General features: G+C 59.7%; 14 protein-coding genes and 5 pseudogenes. 10 read left to right on the forward strand and 9 right to left on the reverse strand.

Going from position 1 to position 17881, the window contains the following annotated elements:
* The 3 genes and pseudogenes from HEP69_RS07890 to HEP69_RS07900 form a co-directional block, all read left to right on the forward strand.
* Nucleotides 1-286 (forward strand): annotated as a pseudogene (locus HEP69_RS07890) (IS5/IS1182 family transposase); the annotation flags it as partial.
* A 238-nt stretch (nucleotides 287-524) separates the two neighbouring features.
* On the forward strand, nucleotides 525-2045 hold the full coding sequence (locus HEP69_RS07895; RefSeq protein ID WP_290558013.1) for a Fic family protein: 1521 nt from the start codon (nucleotides 525-527) through the stop codon (nucleotides 2043-2045).
* Nucleotides 2046-2154: 109 nt separating this feature from the next.
* Nucleotides 2155-2757 (forward strand): toll/interleukin-1 receptor domain-containing protein, encoded by a 603-nt coding sequence (locus HEP69_RS07900; protein WP_290558040.1) that lies wholly within the window; start codon nucleotides 2155-2157, stop codon nucleotides 2755-2757.
* Between the two features lie 43 nt (nucleotides 2758-2800).
* Here HEP69_RS07900 and HEP69_RS07905 read toward each other — a convergent pair.
* The 4 pseudogenes from HEP69_RS07905 to HEP69_RS07920 all read right to left on the reverse strand — a co-directional run.
* Nucleotides 2801-2947 (reverse strand): annotated as a pseudogene (locus tag HEP69_RS07905) (IS3 family transposase); the annotation flags it as partial.
* Between the two features lie 36 nt (nucleotides 2948-2983).
* Nucleotides 2984-3466: pseudogene (locus tag HEP69_RS07910) on the reverse strand (DUF1403 family protein); the annotation flags it as partial.
* Nucleotides 3467-3626: 160 nt separating this feature from the next.
* Nucleotides 3627-4597 (reverse strand): annotated as a pseudogene (locus HEP69_RS07915) (FAD-dependent monooxygenase).
* A 588-nt stretch (nucleotides 4598-5185) separates the two neighbouring features.
* Nucleotides 5186-5424 (reverse strand): annotated as a pseudogene (locus tag HEP69_RS07920) (transposase); the annotation flags it as partial.
* Between the two features lie 129 nt (nucleotides 5425-5553).
* Here HEP69_RS07920 and HEP69_RS23720 point away from each other — a divergent pair.
* The gene (locus tag HEP69_RS23720; protein ID WP_366111310.1) at nucleotides 5554-5889 is read left to right on the forward strand and encodes a DUF6088 family protein; all 336 of its coding nucleotides are present in this window, start codon (nucleotides 5554-5556) and stop codon (nucleotides 5887-5889) included.
* Here the strand turns inward: HEP69_RS23720 and HEP69_RS07925 are convergent.
* The 5 genes from HEP69_RS07925 to HEP69_RS07945 are packed head-to-tail and all read right to left on the reverse strand — an operon-like array spanning nucleotide 5850 to nucleotide 12445.
* Nucleotides 5850-7301, reverse strand: coding sequence for an NAD-dependent succinate-semialdehyde dehydrogenase (locus HEP69_RS07925; protein ID WP_290558014.1), 1452 nt, complete (start codon nucleotides 7299-7301; stop codon nucleotides 5850-5852). The genes HEP69_RS23720 and HEP69_RS07925 overlap by 40 nt on opposite strands.
* 26 nt (nucleotides 7302-7327) lie before the next feature.
* Complete coding sequence (locus HEP69_RS07930; protein ID WP_290558015.1) at nucleotides 7328-8623, reverse strand: 4-aminobutyrate--2-oxoglutarate transaminase; 1296 nt, start codon at nucleotides 8621-8623, stop codon at nucleotides 7328-7330.
* A 22-nt stretch (nucleotides 8624-8645) separates the two neighbouring features.
* Complete coding sequence (locus HEP69_RS07935) at nucleotides 8646-9899, reverse strand: Zn-dependent hydrolase (RefSeq protein ID WP_290558016.1); 1254 nt, start codon at nucleotides 9897-9899, stop codon at nucleotides 8646-8648.
* A gap of 4 nt (nucleotides 9900-9903) precedes the next feature.
* Nucleotides 9904-10827, reverse strand: a complete 924-nt coding sequence (locus HEP69_RS07940; protein ID WP_290558017.1) for a dimethylarginine dimethylaminohydrolase family protein — start codon at nucleotides 10825-10827, stop codon at nucleotides 9904-9906.
* Nucleotides 10828-10861: 34 nt separating this feature from the next.
* Nucleotides 10862-12445: an amidohydrolase gene (locus HEP69_RS07945; RefSeq protein ID WP_290558018.1), complete on the reverse strand. Its 1584-nt coding sequence runs from the start codon at nucleotides 12443-12445 to the stop codon at nucleotides 10862-10864.
* Between the two features lie 140 nt (nucleotides 12446-12585).
* Between HEP69_RS07945 and HEP69_RS07950 the strand changes: the two genes are divergently transcribed.
* The 6 genes from HEP69_RS07950 to HEP69_RS07975 all read left to right on the forward strand — a co-directional run bounded on the left by HEP69_RS07950 (nucleotide 12586) and on the right by HEP69_RS07975 (nucleotide 17873).
* Nucleotides 12586-13476 carry a LysR substrate-binding domain-containing protein gene (locus HEP69_RS07950; RefSeq protein ID WP_290558019.1) on the forward strand — a complete coding sequence of 297 codons (891 nt, stop codon included), beginning with the start codon at nucleotides 12586-12588 and terminating at the stop codon, nucleotides 13474-13476.
* Nucleotides 13477-13627: 151 nt separating this feature from the next.
* A complete protein-coding gene (locus HEP69_RS07955) occupies nucleotides 13628-14659 on the forward strand; it encodes an ABC transporter ATP-binding protein (protein WP_290558020.1) in 1032 nt (343 codons plus the stop codon).
* 48 nt (nucleotides 14660-14707) lie between these two features.
* A complete protein-coding gene (locus HEP69_RS07960; protein WP_290558021.1) occupies nucleotides 14708-15823 on the forward strand; it encodes an ABC transporter substrate-binding protein in 1116 nt (371 codons plus the stop codon).
* A gap of 57 nt (nucleotides 15824-15880) precedes the next feature.
* Nucleotides 15881-16624 (forward strand): ABC transporter permease, encoded by a 744-nt coding sequence (locus tag HEP69_RS07965; RefSeq protein ID WP_290558022.1) that lies wholly within the window; start codon nucleotides 15881-15883, stop codon nucleotides 16622-16624.
* Nucleotides 16588-17070, forward strand: a complete 483-nt coding sequence (locus HEP69_RS07970) for an ABC transporter permease (protein WP_290558023.1) — start codon at nucleotides 16588-16590, stop codon at nucleotides 17068-17070. The genes HEP69_RS07965 and HEP69_RS07970 overlap by 37 nt, the downstream gene beginning before the upstream one ends.
* Entirely contained in the window at nucleotides 17067-17873 is an 807-nt protein-coding gene (locus HEP69_RS07975; protein WP_290558024.1) for an ABC transporter permease, read from the forward strand. Before HEP69_RS07970 ends, HEP69_RS07975 begins: the two co-directional genes overlap by 4 nt.
* The last annotated feature ends 8 nt before the right edge of the window (nucleotides 17874-17881 follow it).

Raw genomic sequence — 17881 nt, forward strand, 5'->3', positions numbered from 1 at the left:
CCCCCCCCCCCCAAACCCCCAGCCTTGGAAACCCCGCACGCGCGGGTCCCTGGCCCGGAAGGGGGCCGGCAACGCCACCCGATATCTCGGCCGGGCCATCTGGCGACGGTGGAGCGGGTATCACCGACGAAGCCGTGTCGAAACCAAGATGCATTGTGTGGCGTTGCCGGGCCAGAGCCTCATGGCGCGGGACTTCGACCGGCAGGTCGCGGAAATCCAAATCCGTGTTGCCGTTCTCAACAAGTACACAGTTCTTGGCATACCCATTACTGAGGTCGTAGGCTAAATCCGTCCGGGGAAAGGGGAAGTGCAGGCATGCCCCGATTTGTGCAACAAAGCCTCTGTGACCCCTCTTTGCGCCTTGGACATTGGAGCGGAAGCGAATTCAACACTTATCGTTGCGCCTGAACCAGAGATCGCCAAAACCTAAGGTTTGCACATCACAAAAACCTAAACGTTGCTCGACATGTATACCTAACTCATGTACAGCACTATAACCTAAATGCTGAACGGAGCCGAGCATTATGCCGAGTGCCGCAGAGAAGCTTGCAAGCTCTTTGGAGGAGCTCAAGACCCTACAGTCTGATGGTGCGATTGCCATTCGCTCCAAAGACATCTCACGCACCCACCGTGAAAGGCTTCTGAAGGCGGGATTCCTGAAGGAAGTCATGAAGGGCTGGTACATCCCATCACGTCCCGATGAAATCGTCGGCGAAAGCACTGCATGGTACACATCGTACTGGGGGTTCTGCGCACAATATCTGTCGGATCGGTTTGGTGATGACTGGTCTCTGTCTCCTGAACAGTCCCTCATCATGCACGCAGGAGATACATCGGTTCCAGCACAGCTTTTGGTAAGAGCGGTCAAGGGCGGAAACTCCAAGACCGATCTGCCTCACAACACGTCGCTCTTCGAAACGCGCGCGACGATTGCCTCGGATGAGACGCTCGAAATCGTCGATAGCTTACGCCTTTTTTCCGTCGAGGATGCCCTAATTCTCGTTCCTGAAGTCTTCTTCCAAAACCATCCGACAGAGGCACGAACAGTGCTTGCTATGATGCCGGATGCCTCACGGCTTCTTGGCAAGCTGTTGGACGGCGGGCACACGCGTGCGGCAGGCAGGCTTACGGGTGCTTTTAGAAGCATCGGATCCGACAAGGTCGCAGACGAGATTCTTGCCGCGATGACAGCTGCCTCGCATGATGTGCGCGAGGTCAACCCCTTTGAGCAATCAATTCTTGTGCCAAACGCAGGGCGGATCACCTCACCCCATGTGCATCGTATCCGCTTGACATGGGAGAGCATGCGCGGCGATGTTATTGAGATCTTTCCAAAGGCCCAACCTATTGCCAACGACATAGAAGCCTATCTCAAACAGATCGACGAAATATATGCTACCGATGCGTATCATTCGCTCTCCATCGAGGGATATCGCGTCTCGCCGGAACTGATTGAGAAAGTGCGCTCGGGGACTTGGAACCCGGAAAAAGATGAGGGAGACCGAGCGCTGAAAGACGCCCTTGCAGCGCGTGGATATTGGGAAGCTTTTCAGAGAGTGAAGGAGAGCATTAGGGCAGTTCTAGAAGGTGCTGACTCGGGCGAGGTTGTCGAGCGCGATCTGAGCGATTGGTATCGCAATCTATTCGCACCCTCAGTCACCGCTGGCATCCTTAAAGCCTCTCAGTTGGCGGGTTACCGATCGTCACCTGTCTACATTCGGCAATCCCAGCATGTACCAATGAGCCCTGAGGCAGTTCGAGACTGCATGCCGGTTTTCTTCGAGCTGCTCAAAGCGGAAGATAACCCGACTGTTCGGATCGTCCTTGGACACTTCATCTTCGTATTTGTCCATCCGTTCCTGGACGGGAATGGTCGCATAGCGCGCTTCTTGATGAACGTCATGATGGCTGCAGCAGGCCAACCGTGGACGGTCATCAAGCTCGAACAGCGCGGCGCATACATGACCGCGTTAGAGACAGCGAGTGTGAAGGGAGACATTCGTCCGTTTGCAGCCTTTTTAGCCGAGACGAGGGCAGCACAATGATAGACAAATATGTGAGAGCACCAGCGGTATGAACATCGGCGCAACGCCAAAAAGAACGAAGCTGTTCATCTCGAAAGCGACGCCCGGAGACGACTAGTTCGCGCTCTGGATCGCTCCGCGCCTTGAGGCGGCAGGCTATGAGGTATTCGCAGATATTTTGGAACTGGATACCGGCGACCCCTGGCGAACTAAGCTGACAACGACTCTCCAGGACGAAGCTGTGAAGATGTTGCTGTGCTGCAGTAATGAAACTTTGAAACGAAAGGGTGTTCTTCAGGAGATTGGCATCGCAACGGATCTCATGAACCGACTGCCAGATCCGAACTTTATCTTCCCATTGCGTCTGCGAGACTACCAACCCGTTTTCGGGATCGTCGATCTGCAGTACATCAATTTTGAAAAGGGATGGGCTGTTGGGTTGCAGCAGCTCCTGAAGTCGCTGGAGAGGCAAAACGTACCGCGATTGCGCGAGCCGGTTATTCAGCCGGAATGGGCGGCCTATCATCGCAGGCGATCCATTAACCTTCTCAACAAACCTGACACGCTGACCTCAAACTGGCTTCGTATTCTATCGGTGCCAGAGGTTCTCAACCATGTGGTGCCAACCGATGCGGTCAATCGGACCGCGCTCAAAGCGTCTGCAGACACTATTGACTATCCGCTTATTCCTCATGGTGAAGGTGTCCGTCGTCAGGGTTTTTGGGACCAATAGTGGCCTGAAGTAAGAGAGCGTTTGGCTCATCTTGTTGGTTTGATTATGCGGCGTGCTGGCGGTGATGCAAGCGTCGCGCCTCGAGTGTCTTTCGTTTGATCCTTTTGCGTTGTCGTAGAATGGCTTTGTCCCGGCCGAAGTAGACGTCGGCAGGTGTGACGTTGTTGCGGCTCTCGTGATAACGCTGGTGCCATACCCGCCGACTTCCGTTTCCTGGTCGCGGTCGTCATGATGCGATCCCGTATAGCCGGAAGGTTGGCCGCCCGGTCAGCTCGCGCGCGACCCCTAGGTCAACCAACCGGTCGCAGAACCTCCGTGCGGCGCGATCGGTCATGGCGACCGAGGTGCCGCGAATGCGCGGCGACAACATCGAAGCCGGTGACACTGCATCCTCGGTCAGGAACAGCTCGAACGCAGCGTCCGACCCTTTGGCCCGCAGCTTCGGCGCCACGGCGCGAAGCGCTTCCGCGCGACGGGCAAGGTCCTGCGCCAGCCGGATCACAGCGTCGAAGGACTCGAGCATCCGTACTTGGACTGCCAACTCTGCCCCCTGCTGTTCTGTGGTCAGGTTTCGCAGCGCCGTCTTTTTAAGCCGCTGCGCAGTCACCGGCAGCACGGTTTTCCAATTCAGCGACCTCGCCAGGACGATGTCCGAGAGCAGGCAGGCGACCCGTTCCGCCCGGTCGTCTACGTCGAGAACGGCGCGAAAGACTACAACGCAACATCCGTCACACTCCGCTCAAGATCAAGGCTGCTTGCCTCAACCGAGGCCTGCAGCATGAGGGTGAGATCGCTGTCGAACCGGGAGCAGATCGACGGTGACCCGGACAACCCGGCAAAGCCCGATCATGGTCCATGCTTCCGAGACATTAGAGTGAGTTGACCGTCACGTCCGAACTCCGGGGCTGCCCAACACCCAGTACCGCTGCGAAAGCCTGTATCCGTTCGGCCAACGCCGCGGACGAGAATGCTGCCACGCAGTAACGGTCCGGGCGAACCAGCAAGACCTGGCCGCGGTGGGTGCGCAGTGGCTTGCCCAATAGCGTGTCCAGTTTATCAATAATCCCGCCGGTCTTTACGTCTGATTGTGCAATCAACTCGCCAACCAGAGATCCTTCAAAGAGCTGGGAGTGCAGGTCAGCGAACAGACCCTTGTCACACCGTGGGCGGGGCTTGAACTTTGTCTTCAGCAGATAATCCTGCACGCCGGGAAACGGCACCAATGACGTCATCAGATGGTTCCGAAATGCACGTTGTTCCGATGCAAGCGGCATAGTGATCTCACCCATCACGACAGCAAGCTGAATCATTGCCCAGGCGGGGCCGCGACGCTCGTCGAAATAGCTGTCGAGAATATCATCCGACGCTCCGCCATTCAGGAGTGCGGTCAGGTTCCACGCCAGATTACTGGCATCACACAAACCAGCGTTCATGCCTTGGCCGGCAAAGGGCGGTGTCAGATGTGCGACGTCACCTGCCAAGAGGATACGCCGATCCGGAACTGATCAGCGATCCGGGCGTGAAAGGTATAGATCGTCGTGCGTATGATATCGTCTTGCGTGATCTCCCGGTAAGGCCGCAGCAGCCGTTGCACGACATCGAAGTCCAACATCTCTTCATGCGTTTCACCCGGCAGCAACATGAACTCGCACCTCCGCCCGCCATCCGGTGCCGGAACTGAGACATGGAGGCGCTTTTCAGAGCAGATGAATCTCGTGTGTTGGGCGCGGTTCGGATCATTCGATGTATCAATGACAATCCGGTCCTGAGCATCGGTTGATCCGGTCATCTCTATACCCGGGCTTTCGCGGATTGGGCTGCGCCCCCCGTCGGCCGCCACGACATACTGGGCGATGATCTGATCTGCGTCGCCATCCTGTCCGCGCAAGGAGACACATGCGCCTTACCCGGTCTGTTCGACCTCCGTCACTTCGCTGTCAAAGTATACCGTGCACAGATCGGTCCGGCTGATCCGGCGCGGAAACATGGCTCCCGCCTCTGGAGATCGCGCGGCACCTGCACATGCGCCGCATCCCTTGCCGCTTCGCGCGACGGCGATCTCTGGCCCTACCGTCTCCTCGGCGCGATCGTTCCCGATTTCGATGCCATACTCGCCAATGAGACCGCATTTCCATTCTCGCTGAAGCACCCCATCCTACCCCTGCACATCCATCCCACGCCGCTGGCAGGCGCGGCGATCATCGACAGCGCAGGACCCGCAATGCAGAAGCATGCTGCAAGGGCACATGATGGGAAACAACAAGAACCGATTTGCCATGGCGACCGACCATATGATCTCTCCAATCCTCCAGTGGGGGCCGCCCCGACAAATGCAGCTACTATGAAATCAGGGATCACAGATTCTCAATCTCAAAGTGCCAAAGCTTTCAAAATCACCGCATTCTTGCATTCTAGTGCTAAGCGACATCTCGGATCGTAGTTCCTTAGCCTCGGGTGTCGTTGCCTGCCGGGCTGTGTCCCCCGCCAGTCGGCTCTTCCCTGCTTTGATGAATTCTTTTGACCAGGAGCAATACAAGCTCTCGACTATGCCCTCTCGACGGCAAAGCGCGGCAATGCTCTCCTCACCGCGTAGACCGGCCGGGATGATCCGATTTTCTCCTCGCCCGAGTAATGTTTGCGTGTCCTACGCTTGGTGCCCCTGACCAGCTTATCAGCGGCGTCCTTCGAAGCTCCGGACCCTTGTTCATCTTCGCTCCATACTGGCTTCGATGAACCAGAAATCCTCAGTTGCTAAGACTTCCAAATCTGTCCGGCAGGCGCTGACGTCCGAGACAGATCGACCTAGGGGCCCGGTTTTGGAGGGCAAGGGCAACCGACGGGCCCACCGGTACAAAGAAGATCGGGCGGCAGGTGATCCAGTTCCGGAGCGCGTCTCCGACGACATTGGTTGGTGTCGGCCAAAAGACAGGCGCTGTTTTTCAAGCGCTGCGCTATGTGAACAAGGATCGCGTGAACGATCTGGTGATTGAAAAGATCACCCGCGTATGGATTCCAGGGACCGAACGCAGCGCGCGGCGCAGATGCCAGAAAGACATGGCAAGAGCTCAATCCGTGACGATCAAGCGCAGGATTTACACCGCGCCGATACAGACGTACTTCATTTCCAGATAGTCATCGACACCGTATTGAGATCCTTCGCGCCCCTGACCCGATTGCTTGATCCCGCCAAACGGCGCCACTTCCGTGGAAATCAGGCCGGTGTTCACCCCAACCATGCCGTATTCCAAAGCCTCGGCAACGCGCCAGACCTTTGTCAGATCATTGGCGTAGAAATATGAGGCGAGCCCAAAGATCGTGTCATTGGCCTGCTCGATCACATCTTCGACGGTGTCGAACCTGAACAGCGGCGCAACCGGGCCAAAGGTTTCTTGGGTCGCGACCGCCATATCCCGGGTCACATTGGTCAGAACCGTTGGTTCAAAGAAGGTGCCGCCCAGATCGTGCCGCCCGCCGCCGATGGCCACACCGGCGCCTTTCGCCACCGCATCGGACACGTGGTATTCAACCTTGGCCAAGGCCGCGTCGCTGATCAGGGGCCCCGCCCCGACGCCGTCCGAAAACCCGTCGCCGACCTGCAGATTTGCAACCGCCGCCGAGAGTTTCTTGGCGAAGGCGTCGTAGACGCCAGCCTGCACATAGATGCGATTGGCACAGACGCAGGTCTGACCATTGTTGCGATATTTCGAGATCATCGCGCCTTCGACGGCGGCGTCCAGATCGGCATCATCAAACACGATGAAGGGCGCATTGCCGCCCAATTCCATCGAGGTTTTCATCACCTGATCTGCGGATTGGCGCATGAGGATACGGCCCACTTCGGTTGAGCCTGTAAAGGTCAGTTTGCGCACTTTGTCATTGGCACAGAATTCCTGGCCCAGGGCTGAGCTGGCCTGGGACGGGATCACGCTCAGCAGCCCTTTGGGCAGACCGGCCCGCTCGGCCAAAACCGCCATGGCCAGCGCCGAAAGCGGCGTTTCCGCCGCCGGTTTGGCCACAAAGGCGCAGCCGACAGCCAGCGCAGGCCCGACCTTGCGCGCGATCATAGCGTTGGGGAAATTCCAGGGCGTAATCGACGCCACAACCCCGACGGGCTGTTTCAGCACCATGATGCGTTTGTCGGGCTGGTGGCCGGGGATGATGTCGCCATAGATGCGCTTTGCCTCTTCGGCAAACCACTCGATGAAGCTGGCTCCATAGAGGATCTCGCCTTTGGCTTCGGCCAGAGGTTTGCCCATTTCCGCAGTCAGGATCGCGGCCAGATCGTCCGAATTGGCGACCATCAGGTCAAACCAGGTGCGCAGGATTGCGGCGCGGTCCTTGCCGGTGCGCGCGGCCCAGTCCTTTTGCGCGACAAAGGCGGCGTCGATGGCCTGTCGCGTTTCAACCACGCCCATATCCGGCAGGGTTGCCACAACATCCCCACGGGCCGGATTGATCACGTCAAACGAGGCGCCATCGGCGGCGCAGGATTGCCATTCGCCAGCGATAAACCCGGCGGGTGCCAGCAGTGACGGGTCGGACAAGGCGACCGGGACGGATCCTGCGCAAGTCATGCCGCACCTGCCAACTCGGTGCTGACCTCGCACAGCGTGGCCTCCAGAATATCCAGCGCCTCTCCGAATACAGCATCGGGAATGGTGATCGGCGCAAGACAGCGGATCACGTTGCCATGGATGCCGCAGGACAACAGCAGCAGGCCCTGTTCCTGAGCCTTCAGCCGAACGGCATTGGTGAAATCCGGGTTCGGCGCGCCGGAGTGACGCTGTTTGAACTCGACGGCATTCATGAACCCGGGGCCGCGAATATCCGCGATCTCGGGGACGGCGTCTCTTAACCCGTCCAGACGTTGCTTGAGGCGCGCGCCCAGGTGGTCGGCGCGGGCGCAAAGCTCTTCCTCTTCGATCACGTCAATCACCGCATGTGCAGCGGCAACGCCAATCGGGCTGCCGCCATAGGTGCCGCCAAGCCCGCCCGGGTTTGCGGCGTCCATGATCTCGGCCCGTCCGGTCACGGCGGCCAGGGGAAACCCACCGGCGAGCCCTTTGGCCATGGTGGTCAGGTCAGCGGACACCGCGCAATGCTCCATCGCGAACATCTTGCCGGTGCGGGCAAATCCGGTCTGCACCTCGTCCGCAATCAGCAGGATGCCATGCGCATCGCAAATCCGCCGCAGCTCGGCCAGGAACCGGGGAGAGGCCACATAAAACCCGCCTTCCCCCTGGACCGGCTCGATGATGATCGCCGCAACGCGTGCCGGATCCACATCGGCCTTGAACAGGGTCTCAAGCGCGGCAAGCGAGGCCGCCTCGGAGACGCCATGCAGATCAATCGGGAACGGAACGTGGAACACGTCAGACGGCATGGCCCCGAACCCGGCCTTATAGGGAAACACTTTGCCGGTCAGCGACATGCCCATGAAGGTCCGGCCATGGAATCCGCCTGAAAACGCGACAATCGCAGGCCGCCCCGTGGCCGCCCGGGCAATCTTGACGGCGTTTTCAACCGCTTCGGCACCGGTTGTCACAAACACGGTTTTCTTCTCAAAATCGCCTGGCACGCGAGCATTCAGCCGCTCGGCCAGACGCACATAGCTTTCATAGGGCACGACCTGATGGCAGGTATGGGTGAAGCGATCCAGTTGGGCCTTCACCGCATCTACAATGCGGGGGTGCCGGTGGCCGGTATTGACCACCGCAATGCCTGCGGCAAAGTCGATGAACCGGTTTCCGTCGACATCCCAGATCTCGGCGTTTTCCGCGCGATCCGCATAGACTTGCGTCATCATCCCCACGCCACGTGCAATGGCGTCGGTTTTACGGGCCTGTAGTGTTTGATTGCTGGTCATGATGGCAAACCTCCGATGGGCGCTACGCATTGGCCCGACGCAGAACCGCATGAAGCAGGACGTTTACGCCCGGCACGGTACTGGCCAGTTCAATGTCTTCGTTCTCGTTATGGGTGATCCCGTCCACGCAAGGCGTGAAGATCATCGCGGTCGGCGCGATTCGGGACAGGTGATAGGCATCGTGCCCGGCGGCGCTCAGGATCGGGATATGCGCGACATCAAGGTCGCGGGCGGTGGACTGAATCAGATCGATCAGCCCGGCATCGAAAGCGACGTCACCAAAGGACCAGTCCTTGACCTTGGAGACGTCGGTACCGGAGCGCTCTGCCACGTCGGGAAGCGCGTGCAGGGCCTTTTGAAACATCTCATCGGCAAGGTCCGGGTCCGGGTGCCGGACATCGATCACCACCGTCGCCTGATCGGCGATGATGCCGTATCTGTTCGGCGACACGTCAAGCCGGGCGCAGGTCGCGCGGCCTTCCGGGGCATAGCCCCAGCCGATCTCATGAAGGCGCGCCACGATCAGCGCGGCCCCCACCAGCGCATCCTTGCGGGCCGCCATCGGGGTTGGGCCGGAATGGGCATTTTCCCCGGCAATTTCTAGTTCCGCACCAAAGGATGTGAAGCCCCCGGTGACAATGCCCACCGGCACCTTCTGCGCGTCAAGGATCGGGCCCTGTTCGATATGCAGCTCGAAATAAGCGTCAATATCTGCCGCGTCCCGCTGGACAGAACCGGCATATCCGATGCGCGCCACCTCATCGCCAAAGGTCAGACCCGCATCATCGGTCTGCGACAGGACCCAGTTCAGATCATGGACCCCCGCAAAGACGCCCGCGCCCATCATCGGGGGTTGAAACCGCACCCCCTCCTCATTGGTCCAGCAGACCACTTCGATCGGGCGGCGGGTGCGGATGTCCCGGTCGTTGAGCGTGCGGATCACTTCAAGCCCGGACAGCACGCCCAGGATGCCATCATAGCGGCCCCCGGCAATCTGGGTATCCAGATGGCTGCCCATTACAACCGGGGTGAGCTCAGGATCGCGCCCCTCCCGGCGGGCAAAGATATTGCCCACCGGATCGACTGTCACCGTGCAGCCCGCATCCTGACACCAGGTGACGAACTGATCTCGCATGGCCTTGTCGTCGTCGCTCAGCGTCAGGCGGCTCAACCCGCCCGCCTTGCCCGGGCCGATGCCGGCCGACACCTCCAGCGTGTGCCAAAGGCGCTCCGGGTCAATGGTCAGGGTGTTGGTGGGCCGCAAGTCGGTGGTCACGGCATCAGGCCTCGCGCTTGAGGGCTTGCGCCATGCAATGGATGCCACCACCGGTCTTGGAGATTTCGGCGGTGTCGACATCCGCCACCTCAAAGCCCCGTGCCCGCAACTGTTCGATAAGCGCCTTGGAGGAGGCTGGCGCGATGATCTTGTCATTGCCAAGCGACATCATATTGCAGCCCAGAGCCATCGTGTCCTGGAACGGGACATCGATGATTTCATGCCCTTTGGCTTTCAGCCACTCGACAATCGCAGGTTCGGTACAGGCGACACAGACCGCTGTCAGCTTGTCCGCGATGGGCACAACCATCAGGTCGATATGCACGTAATACTCGTCGATAAAGGCGATACGGACTTCCCAGCCCTCATCCTCGAACCAGCCCGCCACCTGCTTGGCGCCCGCCTCGTTCGTGCGCGCCTCGCCGCAGCCGATCAGCACACAGCCTTCTTCGATGACGTTGAAATCGCCGCCCTCGAACGTGCCAGCCGTGACCATGTCATAGATCGGGATGCCCAGCTTTTCATAGGCGCGGATGGCGGCGTAATTCTCGCCCCGGCGCCACCATTGCGACATCGCGGTGATGAAGGCGCCATAAGGGGTCATGCAGGAGCTGTCCCGGGAATAGACCTGCATGGTCAGTTCGGGCTCGGGGTCGAGCATGTGCACATTGACGTTGAAATGCTTGTAGGCATCGACCAGCTCGGCGTGTTGGGCTTGTGCTACCTGAATGTTGCACGGCGCCTCGCGCAGGTGTTTGCGCGACAGGCTGGAGGTCGCGCGGTGGAACAGATGCGCGGGCGAGCCCAGAAGAACGTCGGTCAGCGGGTCTGTTTCATTGCGAAACCCCCACGTGGTCAGCGCCGAGGTCCCGCCCCCTGCCACGCGGCGTTGCAGGCTGAAAGCGTCAGGTTTTGCATCAAGTGCCATTTGGTCATGTCCTCAAAGGTTGAAAGCAGATGTGTCAGGCGTCTGGCTGCGATGACGGGATCCACCAATCGCGACCGCGCGCGGTGGTGACATATTCGGGCCAGCGGAAATGGATCGGCGGGTCGTAATCGCATAGCGGCGCAACCCAGTCGGCGCCGCCGATGCCGCCCCCTGTTCGATCGCGGAACTCCGCCATTGCGGCGTCCCGCGCGGAAGCGTCTTCCAGAAGTCGCAGCGCCGAGAGCGCAAGCACTTTGGAAGCTGTGCGGATCATCGGGTCAATCGTCACGGGCATGCCGCCGAGCGCATTCATCACCCAGGGCGGATACGCGGCGCCGGTCACCGGCTTGAGCGCCGGGCGGGCGATGTAGAACCGCGCCGTGGGCGCATGCCACGACATGTCGGTGTAATCGTCAGAGGTGGAATTCAGCTGCGAGGGCGGCAAATCCTGCCGCAGGATGGCTTCGGCCTCTTGCGGGGCAATCAACTGCGACAGCTCATCGATAAAGGGGTCGTCCATCGGATCCAGCCCGAGATTGCCCTGGATCGCGCGCGCCGCCGCTTTTGCCGGTTCGTCCCAGATTGGCGCGCCAACCTCTTGCAACGCGTCCCAGACCACATCCGCCATCGCGTGATTGGCCAGCCCCGGGCGGGATTTGCAGACCCAGTGACGCTCAACCCGGCAGCCGGTCATCGCGGCGGCGGCGGCGGCGTTCCGGTCCAGAACGGCGGTGATCTGTTCGGCCATCTCGACCGTGGGCACCCGCATCATATACTGAATCTCGGCCAGCCCGGCGGGCAGATTGTCTGCCGTGGCCTGGCCCGCGGTCAGGATCGCCTCGGACACGGACCAGCCGCCCTGATGCGGCAGCATCGCCTCGCGCAACACCTTGGAAGACTGATACATCGTCATCAACGCATCATTCGCCCCAGGGGCGCGGACGGCGGAATGGGATTGCGGGATCGGTGCACCATCGGCACGGCCCCAGGCCTCCGGGGCATCGCAAATGAAACGGTAAATCATCGAATACGCGGCGCCGCAGTGGGTCTCCCAACGCACGGTGTTACACATCGGCAGCATGTAGAACGGATGGAAGGACAGCATCGCCGCCAGACCGTCATAATACCCTTTCGCGGCATGAATGGGCTTGGATCCGCGGACCTTTTCCGCCGGTTCCCCGGTGAACCGCAGCCCGCCTTTGATGCCGTGTTTCTCCATCGCGGCTTTGGTGGCCAGAAGCCCCCCCAGCGCGCTGATGCCCAGGCCCGAATGCGGGTCGGTGTGACCGCCTGCCTGATATCCCAGCCCCTCACGAGGTTCGCGCCGCGTGCTGGCCGCCTGACAATTTCCCGGCACCGCGTCGTATTCGGCATACATCCCAATGACGGGGCCGTCGCCGTTTGACCATTCGGCGCAGAAGGCCGTTGGCATGCCGCCTGACCCCTCCTCGACCGTGAACCCCTCGGCGCGGAGGCGTTCAACATACCAGGCAGCGGACTGATATTCCCGCCACGCGGTCTCGCCATATTCAAAGAGTGTTGCGCACCAGTCTGACAACTTCGGCATCCGGGCATCAACCTGGGACACGGCGTCAGACTGTGCATTCGAAATAGGCATTTTCGTCTCCTTGATGCCCAGTAAGGCACCGAAGACATGCACCGAAAAGTGAAACGTTTTCTCGGAAATGACAAAATTTGTTCACCTTTGCTATCACCTTGGATAGAAAAGACTGAACTCACACCAGCGAGAGCTCCGACGTGCAACGCATCCCCTCTACCCAGGCCCTGCGAGCTTTGGAAAGCTTTTCGCGGCATGGCGCGGTCTGGAAAGCGGCCGATGAACTTAACCTGACGCGGAGCGCGGTCAGTCACCAACTGCGACTGTTGGAGCGCGATCTGGGGTTTTCGTTGTTCCACCGGGTCGGGACCCGACTGGAGTTGACACGACAGGGCCGATCCTATGCCGCAGATGTCCGGAATGCGCTGGCCGCAATCAGCGGCTCCGCCGCACGCAATGCTGGGCGCGGCCTGTCGGGCAGCCTGACGGTCAGCTGCACGCCGGGCTTCGCGTCCAGCTGGCTCACCCCCAAAGTTTCCCGGTTTCGCGCGGTCTGCCCGGATATCACCCTTTCCGTTACGCTGCCGACCCAGTTGGATGATGTGACCAACCCGAATGCGGATGTATTTATCGTTTTTTCCGATCACAACATGGCTGGAGTCGAGACCGAACTTCTGCAATCCGTCGCCTTCACCCCAATGATCAGCCCGATCCTCTTGAACCGGCTAGGTGGCCTTCATAACCCTGAAGACGTCTTGCAAGCAGATCTTCTCCATCTCACCGATCACAGCGATTGGGTATCATGGCTTGCGGCGGCCGGCCAATCCAAAGACGCGGCGCACACCGGGGTCATCTTTGCTGATTTGAACCTCGTCTATACAGCAGCCCGGCATGCGCAGGGCATCGCGATGGGCGATGATTTTATCTGCCGCGAAGCGATGGAAACCGGCCAATTGCTCCGGCCATTCGACCTGTCGATCGAATCCTCGAAATCCTACTATCTGGCCATTCCGCCGGCCAAGGCAGATATCCCAAGCGTGGTCGCGTTTCGGCGCTGGATTCTGGATGAGCTGGTGGACGGCAAATCCTAACCCTCTCGCCTTTGGCAAATTTTGTTTGTCAAAAGTGAGAAAACAATTCGTTTGTCACTGAGCATTTCACCCTCCTAGGCTCTGCCCAACGGAGGCCAATATGTATGACAAGTCCCACGCAGCGGAAATACGCGCCCAAAACGTCTGCAAGATGTTTGGTACCTTTTCTGCACTGGATGATATCTCGCTCACGGTTGAACGTGGCGAGTTCCTGACGCTGCTCGGGCCGTCAGGATCGGGCAAGACAACCTTTCTGATGACGCTTGCCGGTTTTGAGGCACCCACTGCAGGGTCGATCACGCTTGATGGGCGCGATGTGACCAACCTCCCCCCCGAGAGCCGAGGGTTTGGAATGGTGTTTCAGGGCTATGCCTTGTTTCCACATATGACTGTCGAGCAGAACATCGCCTTTCCGTTGAAGGTGCAAAAGCGCAGCCGGACCGAAATCAAGGCCCGGGTCGCGGAGATGGTCGAAATGGTTGGCCTTGGCGGCCATGCGCACAAACGTCCCGACGCACTGTCGGGCGGACAACAGCAGCGCGTCGCGCTGGCGCGTGCACTCGCCTGTGAGCCGCCCGCGCTTTTGCTGGATGAGCCATTCTCGGCATTGGACAAGAATCTGCGCGGGCAAATGCAGGATGAAATGCGACGCCTGCACACGCAGACCGGAACAACCTTCATCTTCGTGACGCATGATCAGTCTGAGGCCTTGGCCCTCTCGACCCACATTGCCATTTTCGAAGCTGGCAAACTTCAGCAGGTGGATGCGCCTCAGGACATCTATGAACATCCGCAGAACCGCTTCGTGGCGGAATTTCTTGGCGATATCAATATTTTATCACTTGAGAAGGTATCGCCTGACGGCGACCTGGCCTCGGGTCTGTTCGAGGGGCAGCAATTGCGTGCGCCCATCGGCACCAAAGGATCGGCCAATGTCCTTGCCATCCGGCCCGAACACATGAGGCTTTCAGCCAAACGCCCAGAGGTGGGCAACTCGATATCAGCAACGGTGACCAATATCACCTATCTCGGGGCGCAAACGCGTCTGGATCTGGCTTCACAGGGTGGCACCGGACTGTCTCTGACACTCGACACGGCAAGCCTGCCCGATGGCACCATACCCGGTGCCGCGCTTTGCGTGAACTGGCCCGAGCAGCACGGGTACTTCCTGCACGATCAATAACCAAAGCCGCGAGAAGCGGAAAAGCGTCTTACAACACGGAGTTTATCAATGAACGACGAAATTCAGAACGACAACCTTGAGCGGCTCGCCGATCAGGCCCGCAGCGGGCAGATCACGCGCCGCCGTTTCACACAGCTGGCGATCGCCTTGCTCGGCACCACGGCTCTTGCCACAAAAGGCACCCCCGTTCTGGCCGATGATGGTCAGTTGGTGTTCGTCAACTGGGGTGGCGATGCCACAACAGCCTACGACTCCGCTTTTGGCCAGCCATTTGAGGCTGAAACCGGCGTCGCGATCCGGCAGGACGGTTCCGGCCCGACCGAAGGCGCCATACAGGCGCAGATCCAAAGCGGCAATCCGGCATGGGACATTGTGGACGCCGATCCGTTCTCCGCGGAGGCCCTTGGCAAACGCGGCATGATGGAACCGATCGACTATGATGTCGTCGACCGCGGCAAGATGCGCGACGGCTTCGGCTGGGACTATGCCGCATCCACCTACTTCTTCTCTTATGTGATTGCTTATGATGCCACGCGATTTGGCGACACCCCGCCAACCGGCATGGCAGACTTCTTTGACACCGAACGCTTCCCTGGAAAGCGCGCCATGTACAAATGGGGCGTCGGCATGTGGGAAGCCCTGTTGCTGGGCGACGGTGTTGCGCGGGCAGATCTCTATCCGCTCGACATTGACCGTGCCCATGAGAAGCTGCGCGCGTTCAAGGATGACGTCATCGCCTTCTGGGGTGGCGGCGCTGAAAGCCAGAGCCTGCTGCTGAATGGCGACGCCTCGATGGCGCTTGTCTGGTCGACCCGCGCCAAGCTGCTGGAACAGGATTCCGAGGGCGACATCCGCTTCATCTGGAACGATGGCATGATCTCTCCGGGCTCCATGGGCGTGCTCAAAGACAATCCCGGTGGCGCCGAAAACGCGATGCGGTTCATTGCCTCCGCGCAGGATCCGGAGCGCCAGAAGGTGCTGTTCGATCTGCTGGGTACAGGCCCCGCAAACCCGGCGGCAGATACCCTTATTCCCGAGGATCAGCGCCGCTTCAACCCGGTGGACCCGGCCAACTTTGCCCTTCAGGCGCCGCTCGATATGGCCTGGTATGAAGAGCATTACGGCGCGGCCCTCGACACCTATCTGGGTATCGTGTCGGCCTGATAACACCGCGTTTCCCTTGGCTTTCTCGGAGCCAAGGGGCCAACACCAAGGAACGGCATGCGCGCTCTCCCGACTACTCTTCTCCTGATAGGGCCGCTCATTCTCTTTCTGAGCGTCACCTATCTCATGCCGTTCTTTGGTGTCGTGGGCTGGAGTGTGACGCTGCCCGAACCGGGGTTTGGACAATACCAGACGGCGCTCAGCGATCCGTTGGTCCTTTCCGTCTTCTGGCGCACGTTGCGCATCTGTCTCATCGTCACCGCCATTTGCATCGTCGCAGGGTATGCGATCGCTCTGGTCTGGGTCCGGGGCGGGCCACTGGCGCGGACTTTGACCGAACCTTGCATCATCATTCCATTCTGGATTTCGGTGCTCAGCCGGGCGTTCGGATGGCTGGCCTTGCTGTCAAATCGCGGCATCATCAACGAATGGCTGATGGCCGTGGGCCTGATCGACGATCCCTTGCAACTGGTGCGCAATGAGATCGGCGTTGTGATCGGCATGGTGCATTTCCTGATCCCCTTTGCGGTGTTCCCCTTGGCCACGGCGATGCGCAATCTTGACGAACGGACGCTTATGGCGGCCCCCGGGGGGGGCGCGTCCCGGTTGCGGGTCTTTTGGCGGGGATTTGTACCAATGACACGGGCCGGCCGTTTGGCGCCGGGCCCGTTGGGGTTCAGGGTCTCATACCGGGTCTTCGTGACACCCGGCCATTCTGGGCGGTGGGCGGAGGGGCTGGGGGCCGGGCGTTCGGGTGGCTGGCCTTGCTGTCAAATCGCGGCATCATCAACGAATGGCTGATGGCCGTGGGCCTGATCGACGATCCCTTGCAACTGGTGCGCAATGAGATCGGCGTTGTGATCGGCATGGTGCATTTCCTGATCCCCTTTGCGGTGTTCCCCTTGGCCACGGCGATGCGCAATCTTGACGAACGGACGCTTATGGCGGCCCGCGGGATGGGCGCGTCCCGGTTGCGGATCTTCTGGCAGGTCTTTGTACCAATGACGCGGACCGGCCTTTTGGGCGCGGGCCTGTTGGTGTTCGTGTTCTCCATCGGGTTCTTCGTGACACCGGCCATTCTGGGCGGTGGGCGCAGTGTCATGGTGGCTGAGCTGATCTATCTGCGCATCTTCCAGAGCCCCAACTGGGGGCTGGCCGCCGCAATCAGCGTTGTTCTCATGGTGTCGATTGCGGGCCTTCTTGCCCTGCTGATGCGGCAACTCCAACCGAAAGCACCAAAAAAATGACGACCCTTCGCCCAAGCGTTATTGCGACATTGATCGCGGCCCTGGTCGGGGTCTTTCTGATGCTGCCGCTGCTGGCCGTTGTTCCGGTCTCGTTTACGCCGAAACGCTTTCTGTCTCTGCCCACAGACGAATGGTCCCTGCGCCACTACTGGGCCCTGATCGAAAACCCGGTTTGGGCCAGCGGCGTCTGGCTGTCGATCCGCATCGGTTTGATCAGTGCCAGCGTTGCAACCCTGTTGGGGCTGTTTTTCAGCCTAGGGATCTGGATGGTGCGGCCAAAGTTCAGCGGGGCGTTGATGGGCATCGCGCTTTTGCCCATGGTTGCACCGCCGGTGGTTTCGGCCCTGACGCTGTATTTCTTCCTCATCAAGCTCAGCGGATTCAACGATCTCGTGGCCTATGACACCTTGCTGGGTGTCGCGCTGGTTCATGCTGTGATGATCACACCCTTTGCTGTTGTTCTGACATCTGTCTCGCTCAGCCAGGTGGATCGCCGTATCGACCTGGCTGCGCGCGCCATGGGCGCAAGCCTGTTTGATCGGGTGTTCAAAGTCATCCTCCCGAACATTCGGTTTGGTATCGTGGTGTCCTTCCTGCTGACATTCATTCTGTCTTGGGAAGAAATTGCCGTGACGATCTTCGTGACCTCGGTCGAGGCGGTCACACTGCCCCGCCTGATGTGGATGGGTCTGCGCGACAATATCGATCCGGCCATTGCGGCACTCTCGGTCGTGCTGACGGTTCTGGTCGTCAGCATAGCACTTGTACGAACCCTCTATATGGCGTTTGCATCCAAATCCTGAAAAGCGGA

This window comes from Aestuariivita sp. (assembly GCF_021404545.1).
In the GTDB taxonomy this organism is placed as follows: domain Bacteria; phylum Pseudomonadota; class Alphaproteobacteria; order Rhodobacterales; family Rhodobacteraceae; genus Aestuariivita.